Source organism: Nonomuraea africana, from assembly GCF_014873535.1.
In the GTDB taxonomy this organism is placed as follows: domain Bacteria; phylum Actinomycetota; class Actinomycetes; order Streptosporangiales; family Streptosporangiaceae; genus Nonomuraea; species Nonomuraea africana.
Genome location: NZ_JADBEF010000001.1, coordinates 6,701,824 through 6,717,357, shown reverse-complemented (window position 1 = coordinate 6,717,357; position 15,534 = coordinate 6,701,824). Strand labels below are relative to the sequence as shown.

The 15,534-nt window shown below is 68.6% G+C and carries 14 protein-coding genes; 8 read left to right on the top strand and 6 right to left on the bottom strand.

Annotated elements, in window-relative coordinates; genetic code table 11:
• The first annotated feature begins 356 nt into the window (after positions 1 to 356).
• The 4 genes from H4W81_RS31840 to H4W81_RS31825 all read left to right on the top strand — a co-directional run bounded on the left by H4W81_RS31840 (position 357) and on the right by H4W81_RS31825 (position 3,077).
• Entirely contained in the window at positions 357 to 662 is a 306-nt protein-coding gene (locus H4W81_RS31840; protein WP_225958889.1) for a septal ring lytic transglycosylase RlpA family protein, read from the top strand.
• A 10-nt stretch (positions 663 to 672) separates the two neighbouring features.
• The gene (locus H4W81_RS31835) at positions 673 to 1,269 is read left to right on the top strand and encodes a cell wall protein (protein WP_192778190.1); all 597 of its coding nucleotides are present in this window, start codon (positions 673 to 675) and stop codon (positions 1,267 to 1,269) included.
• 9 nt (positions 1,270 to 1,278) lie between these two features.
• Complete coding sequence (locus H4W81_RS31830; RefSeq protein ID WP_192778189.1) at positions 1,279 to 2,055, top strand: MauE/DoxX family redox-associated membrane protein; 777 nt, start codon at positions 1,279 to 1,281, stop codon at positions 2,053 to 2,055.
• 128 nt (positions 2,056 to 2,183) lie between these two features.
• Positions 2,184 to 3,077, top strand: a complete 894-nt coding sequence (locus H4W81_RS31825; protein WP_192778188.1) for a phosphorothioated DNA-binding restriction endonuclease — start codon at positions 2,184 to 2,186, stop codon at positions 3,075 to 3,077.
• Positions 3,078 to 3,604: 527 nt separating this feature from the next.
• On the opposite strand, the gene H4W81_RS31820 is transcribed toward H4W81_RS31825, so the two are convergent.
• Positions 3,605 to 6,670 (bottom strand): DEAD/DEAH box helicase, encoded by a 3,066-nt coding sequence (locus H4W81_RS31820; RefSeq protein ID WP_192778187.1) that lies wholly within the window; start codon positions 6,668 to 6,670, stop codon positions 3,605 to 3,607.
• 206 nt (positions 6,671 to 6,876) lie between these two features.
• Between H4W81_RS31820 and H4W81_RS31815 the strand changes: the two genes are divergently transcribed.
• A complete protein-coding gene (locus H4W81_RS31815; RefSeq protein WP_192778186.1) occupies positions 6,877 to 7,974 on the top strand; it encodes a hypothetical protein in 1,098 nt (365 codons plus the stop codon).
• A gap of 388 nt (positions 7,975 to 8,362) precedes the next feature.
• Positions 8,363 to 8,869, top strand: coding sequence for a carboxymuconolactone decarboxylase family protein (locus H4W81_RS31810; protein ID WP_192778185.1), 507 nt, complete (start codon positions 8,363 to 8,365; stop codon positions 8,867 to 8,869).
• Positions 8,870 to 8,964: 95 nt separating this feature from the next.
• On the opposite strand, the gene H4W81_RS31805 is transcribed toward H4W81_RS31810, so the two are convergent.
• Genes H4W81_RS31805 through H4W81_RS31795 form a run of 3 tightly spaced genes read right to left on the bottom strand, consistent with a single transcriptional unit; the run spans position 8,965 to position 11,990 of the window.
• Positions 8,965 to 10,470, bottom strand: coding sequence for a tripartite tricarboxylate transporter permease (locus tag H4W81_RS31805; RefSeq protein ID WP_192778184.1), 1,506 nt, complete (start codon positions 10,468 to 10,470; stop codon positions 8,965 to 8,967).
• Between the two features lie 19 nt (positions 10,471 to 10,489).
• Positions 10,490 to 10,951 (bottom strand): tripartite tricarboxylate transporter TctB family protein, encoded by a 462-nt coding sequence (locus tag H4W81_RS31800; RefSeq protein ID WP_192778183.1) that lies wholly within the window; start codon positions 10,949 to 10,951, stop codon positions 10,490 to 10,492.
• 1 nt (position 10,952) lies between these two features.
• Positions 10,953 to 11,990, bottom strand: coding sequence for a tripartite tricarboxylate transporter substrate-binding protein (locus H4W81_RS31795; RefSeq protein WP_192778182.1), 1,038 nt, complete (start codon positions 11,988 to 11,990; stop codon positions 10,953 to 10,955).
• A gap of 145 nt (positions 11,991 to 12,135) precedes the next feature.
• Between H4W81_RS31795 and H4W81_RS31790 the strand changes: the two genes are divergently transcribed.
• Complete coding sequence (locus H4W81_RS31790) at positions 12,136 to 12,819, top strand: response regulator transcription factor (RefSeq protein ID WP_192778181.1); 684 nt, start codon at positions 12,136 to 12,138, stop codon at positions 12,817 to 12,819.
• Positions 12,820 to 12,825: 6 nt separating this feature from the next.
• Entirely contained in the window at positions 12,826 to 14,289 is a 1,464-nt protein-coding gene (locus tag H4W81_RS31785; RefSeq protein ID WP_192778180.1) for a sensor histidine kinase, read from the top strand.
• A 51-nt stretch (positions 14,290 to 14,340) separates the two neighbouring features.
• On the opposite strand, the gene H4W81_RS31780 is transcribed toward H4W81_RS31785, so the two are convergent.
• Positions 14,341 to 15,261 (bottom strand): TAXI family TRAP transporter solute-binding subunit, encoded by a 921-nt coding sequence (locus H4W81_RS31780; protein WP_318782084.1) that lies wholly within the window; start codon positions 15,259 to 15,261, stop codon positions 14,341 to 14,343.
• Between the two features lie 29 nt (positions 15,262 to 15,290).
• Complete coding sequence (locus H4W81_RS31775) at positions 15,291 to 15,524, bottom strand: helix-turn-helix domain-containing protein (RefSeq protein WP_225958888.1); 234 nt, start codon at positions 15,522 to 15,524, stop codon at positions 15,291 to 15,293.
• Between the last annotated feature and the right edge of the window lie 10 nt (positions 15,525 to 15,534).

Genomic DNA, 15,534 nt, shown 5'->3' with positions numbered 1-15,534 from the left:
TCCGGGCGCGGTTCCCGATGCCCCTGCCGCTCGACTGGGCGGCGGCCGAGGAGTTCCTCGCCAAGCGCGACGAGCTCGACTGGCACGTCGACGCGTGACGCTTTGGGCATTGACGAAAGTTACTTACATGCTATTCATAGATCAAGTCAAAAAGTTTCAGTACCGCTGCACCTTCGTCGGGGGACCGCCAGAGCCCACCTAGGAGGACGCGCATGGCGCGAAGCCAGCCCACTGACCCGCCCGCCGACTTACTCGGCCCCGTACTCGGAGAAGTCTCCTGGTTCTGCTGTGGAACGGCCTGGGGGCCGTGCAGCAGCACCGGCAGGGGAGCCTGCGGCACCTGCAACTCGGGAAGCATGCAGCACGCATGGCCCAACACCTCCGACGCCTGCTGGTCGATCACCCGCCCGGACCGGTGCAGCGAATCGCTCTCCAGGCGGACCTGCGGTTTCCGCCACAAGACCACGGCGCTGTGCAGCGGCGCCAGCGTCATCACCGCCATCGCCGACTGCGGCCCGCAGACCGACCTGTTCTGCGGCGAGCGCAGCTGCTGCGGCTCCACCTGTGCGAGCAACCGCCTGATCGACCTCACCCCGGCGGCGTACAGCAGGATCGCCAGTCTCTCCACCGGCCTGCGGCCGGCCGAGATCTCGACCGCCTAGGGGGCCGACGATGACCAGCAGAAGGCAGATGCTCAAGTCCGCCGTGCTCGGCGGCGGTGCCACCATCGTCGCCGCGACCGCCCTCGGATCGCTCGGCGCCGAGGCGGCCTTCGGCGCCACGCCGCCCCAGGTCGAGCCGGGAACCCCCGACCCCGACTTCGCCGAGGGCCGGATCCGTTCCATCAAGGACAACATGCTCCTCGTCCTCGGCTCCAACCTGGTGTTCCACAACATCAGGGTCGTCGACGGCACGAGCCTCTGGAAGCTGGGCCCAGTCGGCTTCGAGCAGGCCCAGCCCGGCGACGGGCTCTACGCCAGGGGCGTGCGGATGCCCGACGGGGTGCTCGCCGCCGAGTCGGTGTGGCTCAACATCATCAACATCAAGGGCCACATCAGGAACATCACCAGCGAGAAGCTCCACCTCGACCACCACGGAAAGGAGGTCCTCTGCCACGTGGTGCCCGGTAGGTCGGTCGCCGTCCACTCCGACTCGCCGCCCTCAGCGGATCTCTCCATGCTGAGAGTGGGGCAGCACGTGCAGATCCTGGGCGCCTGGCGACCGGGAACCAACCAGGCCGACATCGCCACCATCTTCTCGCCGCACTAGGAGCGACACATGCAAGGGATCGCCGCGCTGCAGCCGTACGTGATCGCCGCTTTCCTCATCTGGGCGGCCGTACTGAAACTGTTCACCCGACGGATGCACGCGCAAGCCGGGCAGACGGCCCTGGCCCGGCTGGTCGGCGCGGCGCGCGCGATCCCCACCCTCCGCCTCATCGGGCTGGTGGAGCTGGTGGTGGCCGCAGTGCTGTTACTGCCGCCGGCCTTACCGTGGGAGGGTACGGCGGCCGCCGCGCTCTCCACCGGCTTCCTGGCCTACCTCGCCTACTCGTACGTGGCCGCGCCCACGTCGTCCTGCGGCTGCCTGGGCACCCACTCCAAGCCCGTGAACTGGCGCGCCTTCGCCCGGGCCGGACTCCTCCTCGCCATGAGCGTCACCGCCGTCTGGTCACAGCCGTTCCAGCCCACCACGCCGCTCGTCCTCCTCGGAGTGGCGGAAGCCGTCGCCCTGCTCGGGCTGTCACCTGAGCTGGACCGCCACTGGCTGACCCCGCTCCGCCAGCTTCTCGTACGGCTCCGCAAGCCGCTCGCCATGCCGTCTGCGGAGGATGTCCCGCTGGAGGTGTCACTCCGGCTGCTCTACCGCAGCCCGGCGTACTGCTCGGCGTCGGCGCGACTCAGCTCGGATGTCCAGGATGTGTGGGATGAGGAGGGGTTCCGGTTCGCGAGTTACGCGGCGGGCGATAGAACGGCAGTCTTCGCCATCCCCCTGGCCGGCGACGACCCCGCATCGGTCCGCGTGGCCCTCGTCGAGGAACCCGCAGCCGCCTGACTCTTCAAGACGCCCGGCCCTCCAGGCCGTCCTGGTGCATGTGCGCGCTCCAGCCGTCTTGGCCGTCCACGCCTGGTGAAGCATCCCACTCTGTCGGCGGAGAGGAAGATCGCCCTACACTCCCGGTGATGGACTGGATCGAGCGGATCGCCGGTATCCGGCGTTGGACACGAGCCGGCGAGCGGGCCCCGCACAAGCCGCTCCTCCTGCTGTACGTCCTGGGCCGATTCCAACACCACGGCAACCAGCCCATCGCATTCAGCGCCGCTGAAGCCGAACTGAAAAGGCTGCTCAAGGAGTACGGCCCAGCGCGCGACACCAGCCCCGGCTATCCGTTCCACCATCTGACCAGCGACGGGCTGTGGCTGGTGAACAGCACCGAAGGACACGGCAGTCCCGGTTCAGAGCTGGGACGCCTGCGCGAGACCCAGGCCGCAGGTCGCCTCCACCCGGACCTGGCCCGTGCCCTGACCGAAGAGCCGCACCTGTTGGCGCGGATCGCCCGCTACCTCCTGGACGCCAACTTCGCCCCCTCGCTGCACGCCGACCTCTGCCTGATGGTCGGCCTGGACCTGGAGACCCTCGAAACCGCCGAGACCACCGCGACGAATGGCGTCGCCGTACGACGCGATCCGGCCTTCCGGGAGCAGGTGCTGATGGCGTATGAGTACTGCTGCGCCTTCTGTGCCTACGACGGCTGGCTGGACGGGACCGCAGTCGGGCTGGACGCCGCGCACGTACGCTGGTGGGCGTTCGACGGCCCCGACGAGCTGGCCAACGGACTATGTCTGTGCGTGATCCACCACAAGCTGTTCGACAAGGGCGTTCTGGGTTTGACCGCTGACCGGACAGTCACCGTCTCCGCCAGATTCGTCGGCCGTACGGCCGCGGCCCGCGACATGGTGTTGTCCCTGGCCGGCCGGCCGACTCGGGAACCCCAGCCCGGGCTGGAAGCTGTGGAAGCGGCCCACATCGAGTGGCACGGCCGCCAGGTCTTCCGCACCCCGGCACGCAACGGCTGAGCGCTACCCGCCTCAAAACGGAGAATCCCTCCAGCGTCATGTGAGATTCCGAACTGCACCAGACGCGAACGGGTACGGGGGCATTGTGGAGATCAGCTTGCTAGCGCTTCCGGACGGGCTTCCAGCGATAGGCGTCTGACCAGAACACGCACCTGAGCTTCCTGGAGTGCGGGGCATGGTCCATTGAGTAGCCGTAGTCCCCACGCTGCTTCTTTGAGCAGGTCAGGTGCTCGCCGACACAGTCCCAGTGGTTCTTGTGCTGGTAGTAATACCGACTCGTGGACGGGTGCTTTTCGTTGCACCAAGGCCGTGCGGCAGAGCTTGCAGGGGCAGCCGAGGCGCCGGGCACCGAGATCAACAGGAGGGAGGCCGCGGCGAGCATAGCCGTAAGGGTGATCTTCATGGTTCCTTAACCGGGAGGTGTGGCGGGAGCGCAGATGTTCAAGATCAGTAGGTGCGCGTGTTGCAGGAGTCTAGGAGATGTCGATCTCTCAGCGGCACCCGCCCGTGCCCTCCGCGGACTTGGCTCAGCCCGCGGTGGCCTTGGCGTAGTAGAACACCTCGGGCGGGAGCGGGTGGTCCAGGCGCCAAACAAACCGAACAGGTCGCTCACCCTCGTGGTTCACGTATCGCATGGGACCCGCGTAGGTGTACGGCGGAGCCCCCAGCCCTTCATCGCGCTTGGACTGCCGGATCAGGAGATGAACCGTGGATTCTCCAGTCAGATAACGCTGCGCGGTGGTGGTCGAGGACCGCAGGGTGCTCTGCGACTCCCACTGGAACAGCTCCTCACTGATCGCCCGATCATGGTAAAGCGTGGTGGGAGAGTAGTGGTCCTCGGACTTCTCGATGGTGACGAAGAACAGGTCCGCCCGGTGCTCCTGGACGTACTTCACCCCTTCCCGCATATGCGCAGGCCTGTCGATGCCGAAGGCCGCCAGCACCTCGTTCTTGCTGTAGCGGGCATGGACGCGCAACGGCACGACAGGGTCCAGAGGCGAGGCCAGGTGACGGATTCCCGAGCGGAGCACGTCCGCCAACTCCTTGAGCTCCGCGGAGCGGACAGCCGTGAGCCTCGCGAACCGGGCTTCCATGCCGGAGACGGGCTCGCTGCCACCCCACAACATCGCATCCAGCATGGACATGAGGCGTAGCTCGCGCGGGGACTGTGGAATCCGGCCGTCCAGCACCTCGGTCAAGAAGGCGAGACGCTCGACGTCGTCAATGTGCAGCATTCTGCCGAAAGCCCGCCCGAGCCTTTCGTCAGGGGGCGCAGCTTCGAGACCCGCGGCATGCCGCAGGGAGGCCCAGCCCTGACGGCGCCGGTAGAGATCCTCCACGTCCAGCCCGGTCTCCTGCAGGAACCTGGGCATGCTGACGTCACCGAGTTCGCGGAGCTCGCGCGCAAGATCCCGCCAACTCAGGCTGAGCGCTTGCCGAATGTTTTCGAGGACCAGCCGGCGCACATCTCGGTCCAGGTCGATCACGCAGCCGGCGGGCAGCGTCGGAAACCCCTGCTCGATCTCCCGTGCGATTCCGGTACGGCTGGCACCGGTGAGCGCCCGATAGCGTCGGTCGAAGCGGAACTGCTTGTGCTGATGGCCGACGAAGTCCAGCACGGTCAGACACGGCTTGTCGTTGGCCAGCCGCAGGCCACGCCCGAGCTGCTGCAGGAAGATTGTGGCGCTATCGGTAGGGCGCAGAAAGAGCACGGTGTCGATTTCCGGAACGTCGATGCCCTCATTAAAGAGGTCAACGGTGAACACTGCGTTGACCCGGCGGTCTCTCAGATCTCGTAGCGCCTGGGAACGCTCGCTTGACGGGCTCTGCGCGGTGACAGCCACCGAGGGAAGCCCGGCTCGGGTGAAATGGTCCGCCATAAAGCGTGCGTGGTCGATGCTCACGCAGAAGCCGATGGCCCGCATCCGCCCAACATCGCCAATCTTGCGGCGCAACGTCTCCAGCACCACGGCGACGCGGCGGTCGTTGCCCGTGTAGACACTCGAGAGCTGGCCGGTGTCGTAACCCTGGCCTCTGCGCCAGGCAACCTGGCGCAGGTCGGTGCCGTCGTGGACGCCGAAATACTGGAACGGGGCCAGGAGTCCACGCTCCAGCGCCTCCCACAAACGCAGCTCGGCAGCGATTCGGCCGCCGAACCAGTGCTTGATGTCCTGGCCGTCGGCCCGTTCCGGCGTCGCGGTCAGCCCCAGGAGCACCTTCGGCCGCACTGCAGACAGCAGGCGCCGGTACGTCGAGGCCTCGGCATGGTGGAACTCGTCCACGATCACCATGTCGAACCTGTCCGGCTCCGGCAGCGGATTGGCGTGCAGCGACTGGATCGAGGCGAACACGTGCCGCCATCGCTCCGGGTGAGAGCCGTCGACGTACAGTTCGCCGAACGTCTCATCCCGCAACACCTGTCGGAAGGTAAGCAGGCTCTGCCGCAGGATCTCCGCACGGTGGGCCACGAACAGCAGCGTCTCCGCCTGTCCGGCCGTACGTAGCCGCCGGTAGTCCAGCGTGGCGACCACGGTCTTGCCGGTGCCAGTGGCCATGACGACCAGGTTTCGCCACCGATCGTGGATCTGCCGTTCGGCGGCGAGCTCGTCGAGGATCTCGCGCTGGTAGGAGTAGGGACGGACGTCGACATGTGCGAAATCGAGCACGATCGCCCGGCCGCCAGTCCGTTCGGCGGAGAGGGCGCGGTCGAGCCGCTCGGCATCCTGCGCCGGATCGTAGGGCTCGAAAGACGGATCACCCCAGTAGTCGTCGAACGTGGCGGTGAACGTGTCGATCAGGTGGGGTTGTTCGGCTTGAGCGAGCCGTACGTTCCACTCGAGCCCATGGCTAAGGGCGGTTTGCGACAGGTTGGAGGAGCCCACGTAGGCGGTGGACAAGCCGCTGGCCCGATGAAATAGCCAAGCCTTCGCATGCAGTCTGGTCGTCCGGGTGTCGTAGGAAACGCGTATCTCGGCACCCATGGCCGCCAGCCGGTCCAGCGCGAGGCGGTCGGTGGCGCCGATGTACGTGGTGGTCACCACCCTCAGCCGGCCGCCACGCGTCAGGAATTCTTCGATCGCCTCCGCCAGCACCCGTACGCCGTTCCACTTCACGAACGCGCACAGCAGGTCCACGTGATCGGCGGAGGCCAGCTCGCGCTTGAGCTCATGGCCGATCTCCGGCTGTCCCCTGCCATTGACCAGCAATGCGCTACCTGTAAGGGGGATAACCGGACGTACGGGAAACCGTACCTGGCCGGCCGCGTCCCGGCTCCTGGCGAGGCCCAGCAGTTCCTCGGCGGACTCCACGAGTTCTTCAGGCGAGGCGGCCTCGGGCACCAGGTCGCCGATGAGGTCGGCGACTCGATTGACGATCTCCACCTGACGAGCCAGTCGCACGGCATCGCTTTCACCCCGTACGGAACGCAACGCAAGACGTGTGAGCGCAGCGAGATGCCGGGCCAGCGTCTCGTGGGAGTCGGCAACGTCCAGTGACCGCCGGTCGATCAGTTTGCGATCGGATACCGCTCGCAGGTGGGCGTCGACCTCACGGGTGATCAGATGTTGGTAGATGCCCGGCTGAAGATCGCTCACCTCGGCGACTATAGGGTGCGGCGGGGTTCGGCCGTATGCGAACGTCAACTCGTTCCATGCGGCCCTGAAGACATCACATGCTTGCTCGGATACGTGATCGCCGTCGATCCCGCGTCGCATCGTCGCACCCCGGAGCCGCCGGTCTTCCTCCGTATGGTGGACGCATTCAAGCTCCCTGTCTCGCCCCCCACGCGCCGGAGGATTCCGTGACCGTCGCTCGTCTTGTCGCCACCGTCGCCGCACCGCTGGACCCGGCGTCCGCGGACGCTCCCCAGGTGCTGCACTGGTCCGGACGCAGGTTGCTCATACAGCGCGGTGACACCGAACTGGTCGCCCTCGATCTGGACGTGGCCACCGCAGGCGGGCGGCTCGTGGAGGCGCGTTTCCCGGCCCCATGGCCGCGCCGCTTCGGATCGGTGACCGTCTCGCCGGAGGGTGCGGCAGCGGTGTTCGTCGGCGTGCACGCGGTGCGCTGTGTGGAGGCGACCGGAGCGACGCGGTGGGAGGTACGGCACGGCTGCTGGGAGGGCGAACAGCCCCACATGCACACGTCGTTCGCCGAATACGCCGACGACAAGGACCACCGGTACGCCGACAACGGATCAGCCGCCTTCTCCGCGGACGGCAAGCTCGTCTGGGCGCACGTCCGCGGCCCGTTGCGTGACGACAGGGAGGCGGAGAACGACCAGGAGTTGTGGCTCGTTATCGACGCCACGGACGGCAGGGTCCTAGGACGCGCGAACACCATGACCGTAGCCTCCAGCTCCGAGCACACCCCGCACCCGGACCCCACGCAGATAGGACTGAGCGTCGGAGAGGGCGAGGAAGGTTCGCCCGTGCTCTGGGGACGCTGGGACGGGCAGCGACTGACCATCGAACAGATCGACATCGAGCGGATCCTGCTGGCGGTGAGCCCATCCGGCCGACACCTCCTGACCGTTCCCCTCGAGCAGGGGTCCCTCTCGCTGCACCGGGTGGACGACGGCGCGGTCCTGCGGGAAGTGGACGCCCAAGGCACTGTGACGGCGCACCCGGGGAACACCGGCGGCGACAGGATCTACTGGGACTACGAGGCGGCCTTCGTGGACGAGGACACCGTCGTCGCCGGCACCTCCGAATGTGACGCCGAGTACGGCACAGCCCGCCACTGGCTCGTCGACGTGCAGGGGATGACCCTGCGCGGCGAGATCTCCTACCCCTTCCCCGTCTCAGGGCCTCCCCGCTCAGCGGGGGACGGCACCTGGTACACGGTCTCCGAGGACCAGACGTCCCTGCACCTGTGGCGGCCGGCCGACGACGACTGACTCGACACGGCCCGCCAGTGGGCCGCGTTCGGGCGTGGGCGCGCTCAGGCTCGGATCGGGCCGGGCGTGTCCTGGCTCGGATGGGGTGGTCATGGTGTCGTCGGCTCCCTTGGTCGCAGCTGCCCTCACCCGTTCGACGAGACAGCGCGCCGAACTGTGAGGTTGGCGCGTCGCCTCACATTCGCAGCGGTTGTGTCGTCGGACTACTGGGACACCATCCAGCACGCAAGAAAGCTCAGCGACCCGGGCGGTATGCGGATCGCCGTCGAAAACCCGCGTCGGAACGTGTGATCGTCCCCCGCGGCCGGCCGCTTCGTGATGGAGGGCCAACCCCACCAGGTCGCAAGCCTCTAAAACACCGCTGACATTGAGAAAGGAAGACCTCGCGATGTCCACACCCACGACGGCCGAGCAGGACGACCTCCAGTCGCGTCTGCCCGACCCCGTCCAGTTCTTCCCCGAGGTGGCAACAATCGCCGGAGCCATGTCCAAGGCGACCAGGAACGGTTCGATTCCGCAGACCACCGTCAGCCTGGTGCAGCTCCGCGCCGGGCAGATCGTCAGCAGCACTTACCACACCGTCCGGCAGACCGGCGAGCTCCGCAAGGCCGGGGAGACAGAGGAGCGCATCACCGCCGTGGCGTCATGGCAGGACGCCCCCTACTTCACCGACGCCGAACGGGTCGCACTGGAGCTCGTGGAGGCCGTCCTCACCCCGAACCCGTTCGGGGAGCGCGTCCCCGAGGAGTTGTACGCCAAGGCATCCGCCCACTACGACGACAAGGCGCTCTGGACGCTCACCCTGGCGATCGGCCAGATCTGCTTCTTCATCCCCGTCGCTCTCATCGCCAAGCCGATCCCCGGTAAGGCCCTCGGGAAGAACTACAACAAGTAGCGCCCTACATGCTCAGGGTGAGGACACGCAACCGTGCCTCACCCTGAGCACGGCCAGCTCTGAGTGAGTCTCCACGGTTTGAGGGATTGACATTCCTACTCCTCCTCCGTGAACACGGCCTCGCGCCGCTTGCTAATCGTCGGGAGGGCGGCGACGACGAGCGCTGCCACGGCCAGGGCCAGGAGCACCGCGGAGATCGGTCGGGTCAGGAAGACCGACGGGTCGCCGCGGGAGATGATGAGCGCCCGCCGCAGGTTCTCCTCGAGCAAGGGTCCGAGGACGAAGCCGAGCAGCAGTGGCGCCGGCTCGCAGCCGCACTTGATCAGGATGTAGCCCAGGAGCCCGAAGAACACGATCGCGTAGACGTCGTACGCGTTGAACCCCAGGGAGTACGTGCCGATCGAGGCGAACAGGATGATCATCGGGAACAGCACCTGGTACGGGATGCGCAGCATGCGCACCCAGACGCCGATCAGCGGCAGGTTCAGCAGCACGAGCAGCACGTTGCCGATCCACATCGACGCGATCAGGCCCCAGAACAGCGCCGGTTCGTCGGTGATGACGTTCGGGCCGGGGGTGATGCCGTGGACGATGAACGCGCCGACCATCAGTGCCATGACCGGGTGCGCGGGCAGCCCCAGGGTGAGCAGCGGGATGAACGACGTCTGCGCGGCGGCGTTGTTCGCCGACTCGGGGCCCGCGACGCCTTGGATAGCGCCGCGCCCGAACTCCTGCGGCCGCTTCGAGATTCGCTTCTCGACGGCGTACGAGGTGAACGAGGCCAGCACGTGGCCACCGCCGGGCAGGACGCCGAGCGCGGCGCCGAGACCGGTGCCCCGCAGGATCGGGCCGACGATCCGGCGCCGGTCCACGCGGGTCGGCCAGAGGTTCTTCACCTTGCTGACGATCGCCGTGCGGGTCTGCTCGTTCTCCAGGTTGCGCAGGATCTCGGCCACCCCGAACATGCCGACGGCGACCGACACGAAGTCGATGCCGCCGTACAGCTCGCGCTGGTCGAACACGAACCGGGGCGTGCCGGTGTAGATGTCCTGGCCGACCGTGCCGAGCAGGACGCCGAGCACGATCATCGCCAGTGCCTTGAGCGCCGAGCCACGCGCCAGCGCGATCGACACGATCAGGCCGAGCAGTACCAGCGAGAAGTATTCGGCCGGGCCGAACTTCAACGCGACGCGGGCCAGCGGTGGGGCCGCGACGGCCAGTGCGACGGTGGCCACCGTACCCGCGATGAAGGACCCGATCGCGGCGGCTGCCAGCGCCGCGCCGGCCCGACCCTGCCGGGCCATCTCGTGCCCGTCCAGCGCGGTGACCGCCGCCGACGACTCACCGGGCAGGTTGATCAGGATGGCGGTCGTCGAGCCGCCGTACTGCGCGCCGTAATAGATGCCGGCCAGCATGATCAGCGCCGTCACCGGCTCGAAGCTGAACGTGATCGGCAGCAGCATCGCCACCGTCGCCGTCGGCCCGATGCCGGGCAGCACGCCGACCGCCGTCCCGAGCAGCACTCCCACGAAGCAGTAGAGGACGTTCTGGACCAGGAGGGCTGTCGAGAAGCCCAGCGCGAGGTTGTCGAGAAGTTCCATGCCTCAATCCGATGCCGCGTCAGAACCCCAGCCACGGGCCCCATAGCGGGATCCGCAGCTGAAGTCCGACGACGAAGATGAGCGTGCTGGCCACGGTCAGCCCGGCGGCCACGGCCACGGCCGTGAGCGGCCGTACGCGCGAGCTGGCCAGCGTGGTGAGCAGGGCGGTCACCGCCGACGTCGGTACGAATCCGAGGCCCCGGACGGTGAATCCGAAGAACAGGACCGCGAGCACGATGACGGCGACGGCACGCCAGGGGATCGGCCCGAACGAGACCACCTCGCCGGCGATGAGTCCCTTGATGACGATCGCCAGGCCCAGAACGGCCACGGTCGCGCCGACCAGCAGCGGGAAGGCGCCGGGGCCCATCCGCAGTGGGGTGCCCAGCTCGTAGCCGAGCGACCCCACCACGAACGCGCCACCGATCAGGACGAAGATTCCCCCGGCGAGGACGTCCGGGAGGGACCGGCGGCGCTCCACCTCAGGAGACCTTGACGCCGGCGTCGGCGATGACCTTCGCCCAGGTGCCGAGCTGCTCTTGGAGCTTGGCCCGGTGCGCCTGCGGTGTCGCGTCCTCGGCCGGGACCGGCGCGGTGCCGAGCTTGGCCATCTGGTCGATGACCTTCTGGTCGGCCAGTGCCACCTTCAGCGCCTCGGACAGCTTCTGGACGACGTCCTGCGGCGTACCGGCCGGGACGTAGAGACCGTGCCACACGCTGACCTGGAGCTTGGGCAGCCCGGCCTCGGCCGTGGTGGGCAGGTCGGGCAGGCTCTTCACCCGCTCCGGCGTGGTGACCGCATATGCCTTCACCTCACCCGCGGAGATCTGGCCGCTGGTGTTGGTCGTCTGGTCGCACATGAAGTCGACCTGGCCGCCGACGAGGTCGGTCAGCGCGGGGCCGGTGCCTTCGTACGGGACCTCCTGGACCTTGACGCCGGCGGCGTTCTGGAACAGCAGGCCGCACAGGTGGGACGCGGCGCCGATGCCGGCGTTGGCCAGCGTGACCTTGTCGGCGTTCGCCTTCACATGCGTCACGAGGTCCTGGAGCGTCGCGGGCGCGAAGTCCTTGCGGGCGACGACCGTCATCGGCACCTCGGTGACGAGCCCGACCGTCTGGAAGTTCTCCAGCGGCTTGTAGCCCAGGTCCTTGTACAGGGCGGGCGCCGTCGACATGCCGATGTGGTGCATCAGCACGGTGTAGCCGTCGGGCTTGGCCCGCGCGACCTCGCCTGCGCCGACCGTGCCGCCGGCGCCCTCCACGTTCTGGACGACGATCTTGGTGCCGAGCTTGGCGGCCATCGGCTCGGCGATCATGCGGGTGACGGTGTCCGTCGGGCCGCCCGCGCTGAACGGCACGACGAAGGTGATGTTCTGGTCCGGGTAGCCTCCGGCGTCGCCTCCGCCGGTAGGGCCTGCGCCGGTGGTGCCTCCGTTGCCGGAACAGGCGGCGACGAGCGAAACGACGCCGATCGCGGCGATCATCCGCGCGGCGGCCCGGTACCTGCTGGTCGTTCTCATATCGCGGCCTCCTCGTCAGCGCATGCGCTGCGTCGGTGAGTGCTCGACCTCAGTCTCGGCTGGAAGGGACGCGGATAGTGTCAGGAGAATCCCAAGAACTGAAGGGCTGACACAAGCGTCGATCCGCGCCGTACAATCCGCCGGTATGCGGATCACCATCATCGAGGATGACGACCGCGTGGCGCGGGGGCTGGTGACCGTCCTGGCCCAGGCGGGCTTCGAGGTCCACCGCCTCGCCACCGCCGCGGAGGCCGTGCGCGCAGCCCCATCCGATGTGGTCCTCGTCGACATGGGTCTGCCCGACGGCGACGGACTCGACGTGATCCGCAAGCTGCGCGACCGCCCGGAGACCGCCGTCATCGCCGTGACGGCACGATCGGAGGAGCACGAGCGCGTCCGCGGCCTGCGTGCCGGCGCCGACGACTACATCGTGAAGCCGTTCGGGATTCCGGAGTTGCTGGCCCGGATCGACGCCGTCCTGCGGCGCACCCGGGTGGCTCGTGCCCTGAGCCACCCCGATGAGCCGCTCGTCCTCGGCCCGATGCGGATCGGCGTCGGCACCCGCGAGGTCGCCGTCGACGGCACGCCCGTGACGCTGACCCGCAAGGAGTTCGAGCTGCTCCTGCTGCTGGCCCGGCGGGCGCCGAACGTGGTGAGCCGCGACGTCATCCTCGACCAGATCTGGGGCGCGACCTGGGAGTCCTCGAGCCGCACCCTGGATACCCACATCGCGGCGTTGCGGCACAAGCTCGGGCCGGCCGTGCTCATCCGCACGATCCACGGGGTCGGCTATCGGCTCCTGGCCGACCGGCCGGAGCTGATCGGCTGACGCACCGTGCACCGTCGCCTGCTCGTCGTCCTGGTGCCCCTCGCGGTGCTGCTCGTCGCGGCGCTCGGGGTGCCGCTCAGCGTCACCGTGGCCGAGCGGGAGATGCAGGAGACGTACGTCGACCGGCTCAACGACGTCGGCCGGTTCGCGTCGCTGGCCGAGACCGCGCTCTCGACCGGGCGGACCGAGGCGCTCCACCAGGAGCTGGCGCGCTACCGCGAGCTGTACGGCATCCCGGTCGCGGTGATCGACACGTCGGGTACGGTGCTGCTCGGGCCGGCCGGCGCGTACCAGGAGGCGGCGCGGGCCGAGCCGGCGTTGCCCCGGATCGTGACCGCGGCGCTGGCCGGGGCGAGGTCCGAACCGTCCGGGGAATGGGCGCCGTGGGACGACTCCGCACTCGTGGTCGCGGAGCCGGTGGGCCGGGACAGCGAGGTCGTCGGCGCCGTCGTGACGATTTCCGACCTGTCGAAGACGCGCCATCGCATCCTCGTGCGATGGGCCCGGCTCGCCGGGCTCGGGCTGCTGCCGTCGATCGCGCTGGTGGCCGTCGCCTGGCCGGTATCGGCGTGGGTGCTGCGGCCGGTGCGGGAGCTGGACGCGGCGAGCTCGCGGATCTCACAGGGTGACCTCACGACCCGGGCGGACGCCGAGGCCGGCCCGGTCGAGCTGCGGCGACTGGCGGAGTCGTTCAACACCATGATGGACGCGGTCGAGAACGCCGTGCAGCGGCAGCGGGCGTTCGTGTCCGACGCGTCGCATCAGTTGCGCAATCCGCTGACCAGCCTCCGGCTCGCGGTGGAGAGTCTGGAACCGCATCTGGGCGCGGCCGGCAACGGGCGGCAGGTGTACGACGTCGCCGTCGACGAGCTGAAGGCGATGCAGCGGATGCTGAACTCGCTGCAGGCCAGTGCGCGGATGGAGAGCATACGGACGGCGTCGCCGGTGGATCTCGACGCGGTGCTGGCGACCCGGGTGGACCGGTGGCGGGCGTTGACGGCGACGGCTGGGCAGACACTGGCGGTCGACGTGCCGCCGGGGCTGCGGCTGCTGGAGCCGTCGGGTGGACTGGGCAGCATCCTGGACGAGCTGATCAGCAACGCGTTACGGCTGTCGGACGCGCAGGTGGTGGAGGTGAGCGCCCGAGTCGTCCCCGGTGGTGCGGGCGCTGCCGGACCCGGCGACGCCTCCGCGGCCGGAGGCGTGGTCACGATCGCTGTCCGTGACGACGGTCAGGGGATCGACGCGTCCGAGCGGGCCCAGGCGCTACGGCGGTTCTGGCGGTCACCGCGGCACCAGAACGTGTCAGGGACCGGCCTGGGACTGGCGATCTGCGCCGACCTGGTCGGGGCGGCAGGGGGCGACCTGCGGCTGGAGGACGGCCTGCCGCGTCCGGACGGGTCCGGGCACGGATTCGCCGCGGTGGTCGCGTTGCCGGCCGTTCCGCGGGTGACGTCGCCGTCCATCTGAGGATCCGGGCTCCTTCGGCCGGCCTGTCGCTGCCACGGGTCAGCGCTTGGGTCAGCGCTTGCGGTCGCGGAACCAGGCGGCCGCGCCCGGATGGAGCGGGATCGACGCGGTGGAGATCCCGGTACGCACGTTGATCTGCCACGCTTCGGGAACGGCTTCGGCGTCGTCGCGGCCGGCGGAGGTGATCGTGCCGGTGTGCGTGAAGATGGTGTCGGTGATGGCGTGGACCAGGTCATCAGGCAGGTCGTTGCGCACGAGAAGCACGTTCGGCACAGCGACGGTGCGGGTGGCCGGGACGCCGGCGTAGGCGGTCGTGGGGATCATGGCCGGAGCGTAGGGACCTGGGAACGCCGTGAAGAGCGCGCCTGCCTGTGCGTCCAACGGGATCAGCCGGATCGGGTGCTGCTGCGCCAGCTCCGTGATGGCGGGTGTCGGGACGCCGGTCAGGGAGAACATCGCGTCGATCTCGCCGTCACGCAGTGCCGCCGCCGATGCGGCCTGGCTGAGGTACCGACCGTCGGCGTTCACCCGGCCGAGCTCCAGAACCCGCAGCGACGTGAACTCTGTGCCCGAGTCGCGGGCACCGAGGGATATGCGCTTGCCCTCGAGGTCCCGGAACTCGTCGATCGCTGAACCGGCCATGACCACGAGATGCAGGTGACTGTCGTAGAGCCGGCATATCGCCGAGAGCCCCTCGGGCGCGCGGCCGTCGGTCGTGAACAGCGCGTCCAGGCTCGTCAGCCCAAGGTGCACCTCGCCGGCCCGCAGCATCCGGATGTTGTCGGTGGACGCCCCGCTCGGCACGGTGATCACCGTGGCACCCGGGACCTGCTCGGAGATGTGTTCGGCCAGCGAACCGCCGATGCGCCGGTACACCGCCCCCGCCGGCCCGGTGGCCAGTCGCAGCTGGACCTTGTCGATCTCGGGCTGCTGGGAGCAACCGACGAGCAGCCCTCCGGCGGCCAGGAGCACCGCCCGCCGGCTGAGCCGTAACTCCAGGTTCAGCACCATGCCGAGATGATACGGACGGCGGCCGTCGGTCGCCGATGACATCGGGAGTTCTTCGCTACCAGGCCGGCGCGGCCGTTCTCGATGAACTGACGCTTCCAGGTGCCGATCGACTGTTCCGAGACTCTGGCACGGCGCGCGGCCTGGGCCACCGTCATCTCTCCGGCCAGGATGCTCGGCACGATTCCGACCTTCTCATCGACCGGGATCGCAGGAGGTTGGGGCATCACGGACTCC

What these genes read in the sequence shown, in the direction of transcription:
- H4W81_RS31840 (WP_225958889.1), top strand. Translation starts at nt 357, where the DNA reads ATGCAGCACGCATGGCCCAACACCTCCGACGCCTGCTGGTCGATCACC.
- H4W81_RS31835 (WP_192778190.1), top strand. Translation starts at nt 673, where the DNA reads ATGACCAGCAGAAGGCAGATGCTCAAGTCCGCCGTGCTCGGCGGCGGT.
- H4W81_RS31830 (WP_192778189.1), top strand. Translation starts at nt 1,279, where the DNA reads ATGCAAGGGATCGCCGCGCTGCAGCCGTACGTGATCGCCGCTTTCCTC.
- H4W81_RS31825 (WP_192778188.1), top strand. Translation starts at nt 2,184, where the DNA reads ATGGACTGGATCGAGCGGATCGCCGGTATCCGGCGTTGGACACGAGCC.
- H4W81_RS31810 (WP_192778185.1), top strand. Translation starts at nt 8,363, where the DNA reads ATGTCCACACCCACGACGGCCGAGCAGGACGACCTCCAGTCGCGTCTG.
- H4W81_RS31805 (WP_192778184.1), bottom strand. Translation starts at nt 10,470, where the DNA reads ATGGAACTTCTCGACAACCTCGCGCTGGGCTTCTCGACAGCCCTCCTG.
- H4W81_RS31795 (WP_192778182.1), bottom strand. Translation starts at nt 11,990, where the DNA reads ATGAGAACGACCAGCAGGTACCGGGCCGCCGCGCGGATGATCGCCGCG.
- H4W81_RS31790 (WP_192778181.1), top strand. Translation starts at nt 12,136, where the DNA reads ATGCGGATCACCATCATCGAGGATGACGACCGCGTGGCGCGGGGGCTG.
- H4W81_RS31775 (WP_225958888.1), bottom strand. Translation starts at nt 15,524, where the DNA reads ATGCCCCAACCTCCTGCGATCCCGGTCGATGAGAAGGTCGGAATCGTG.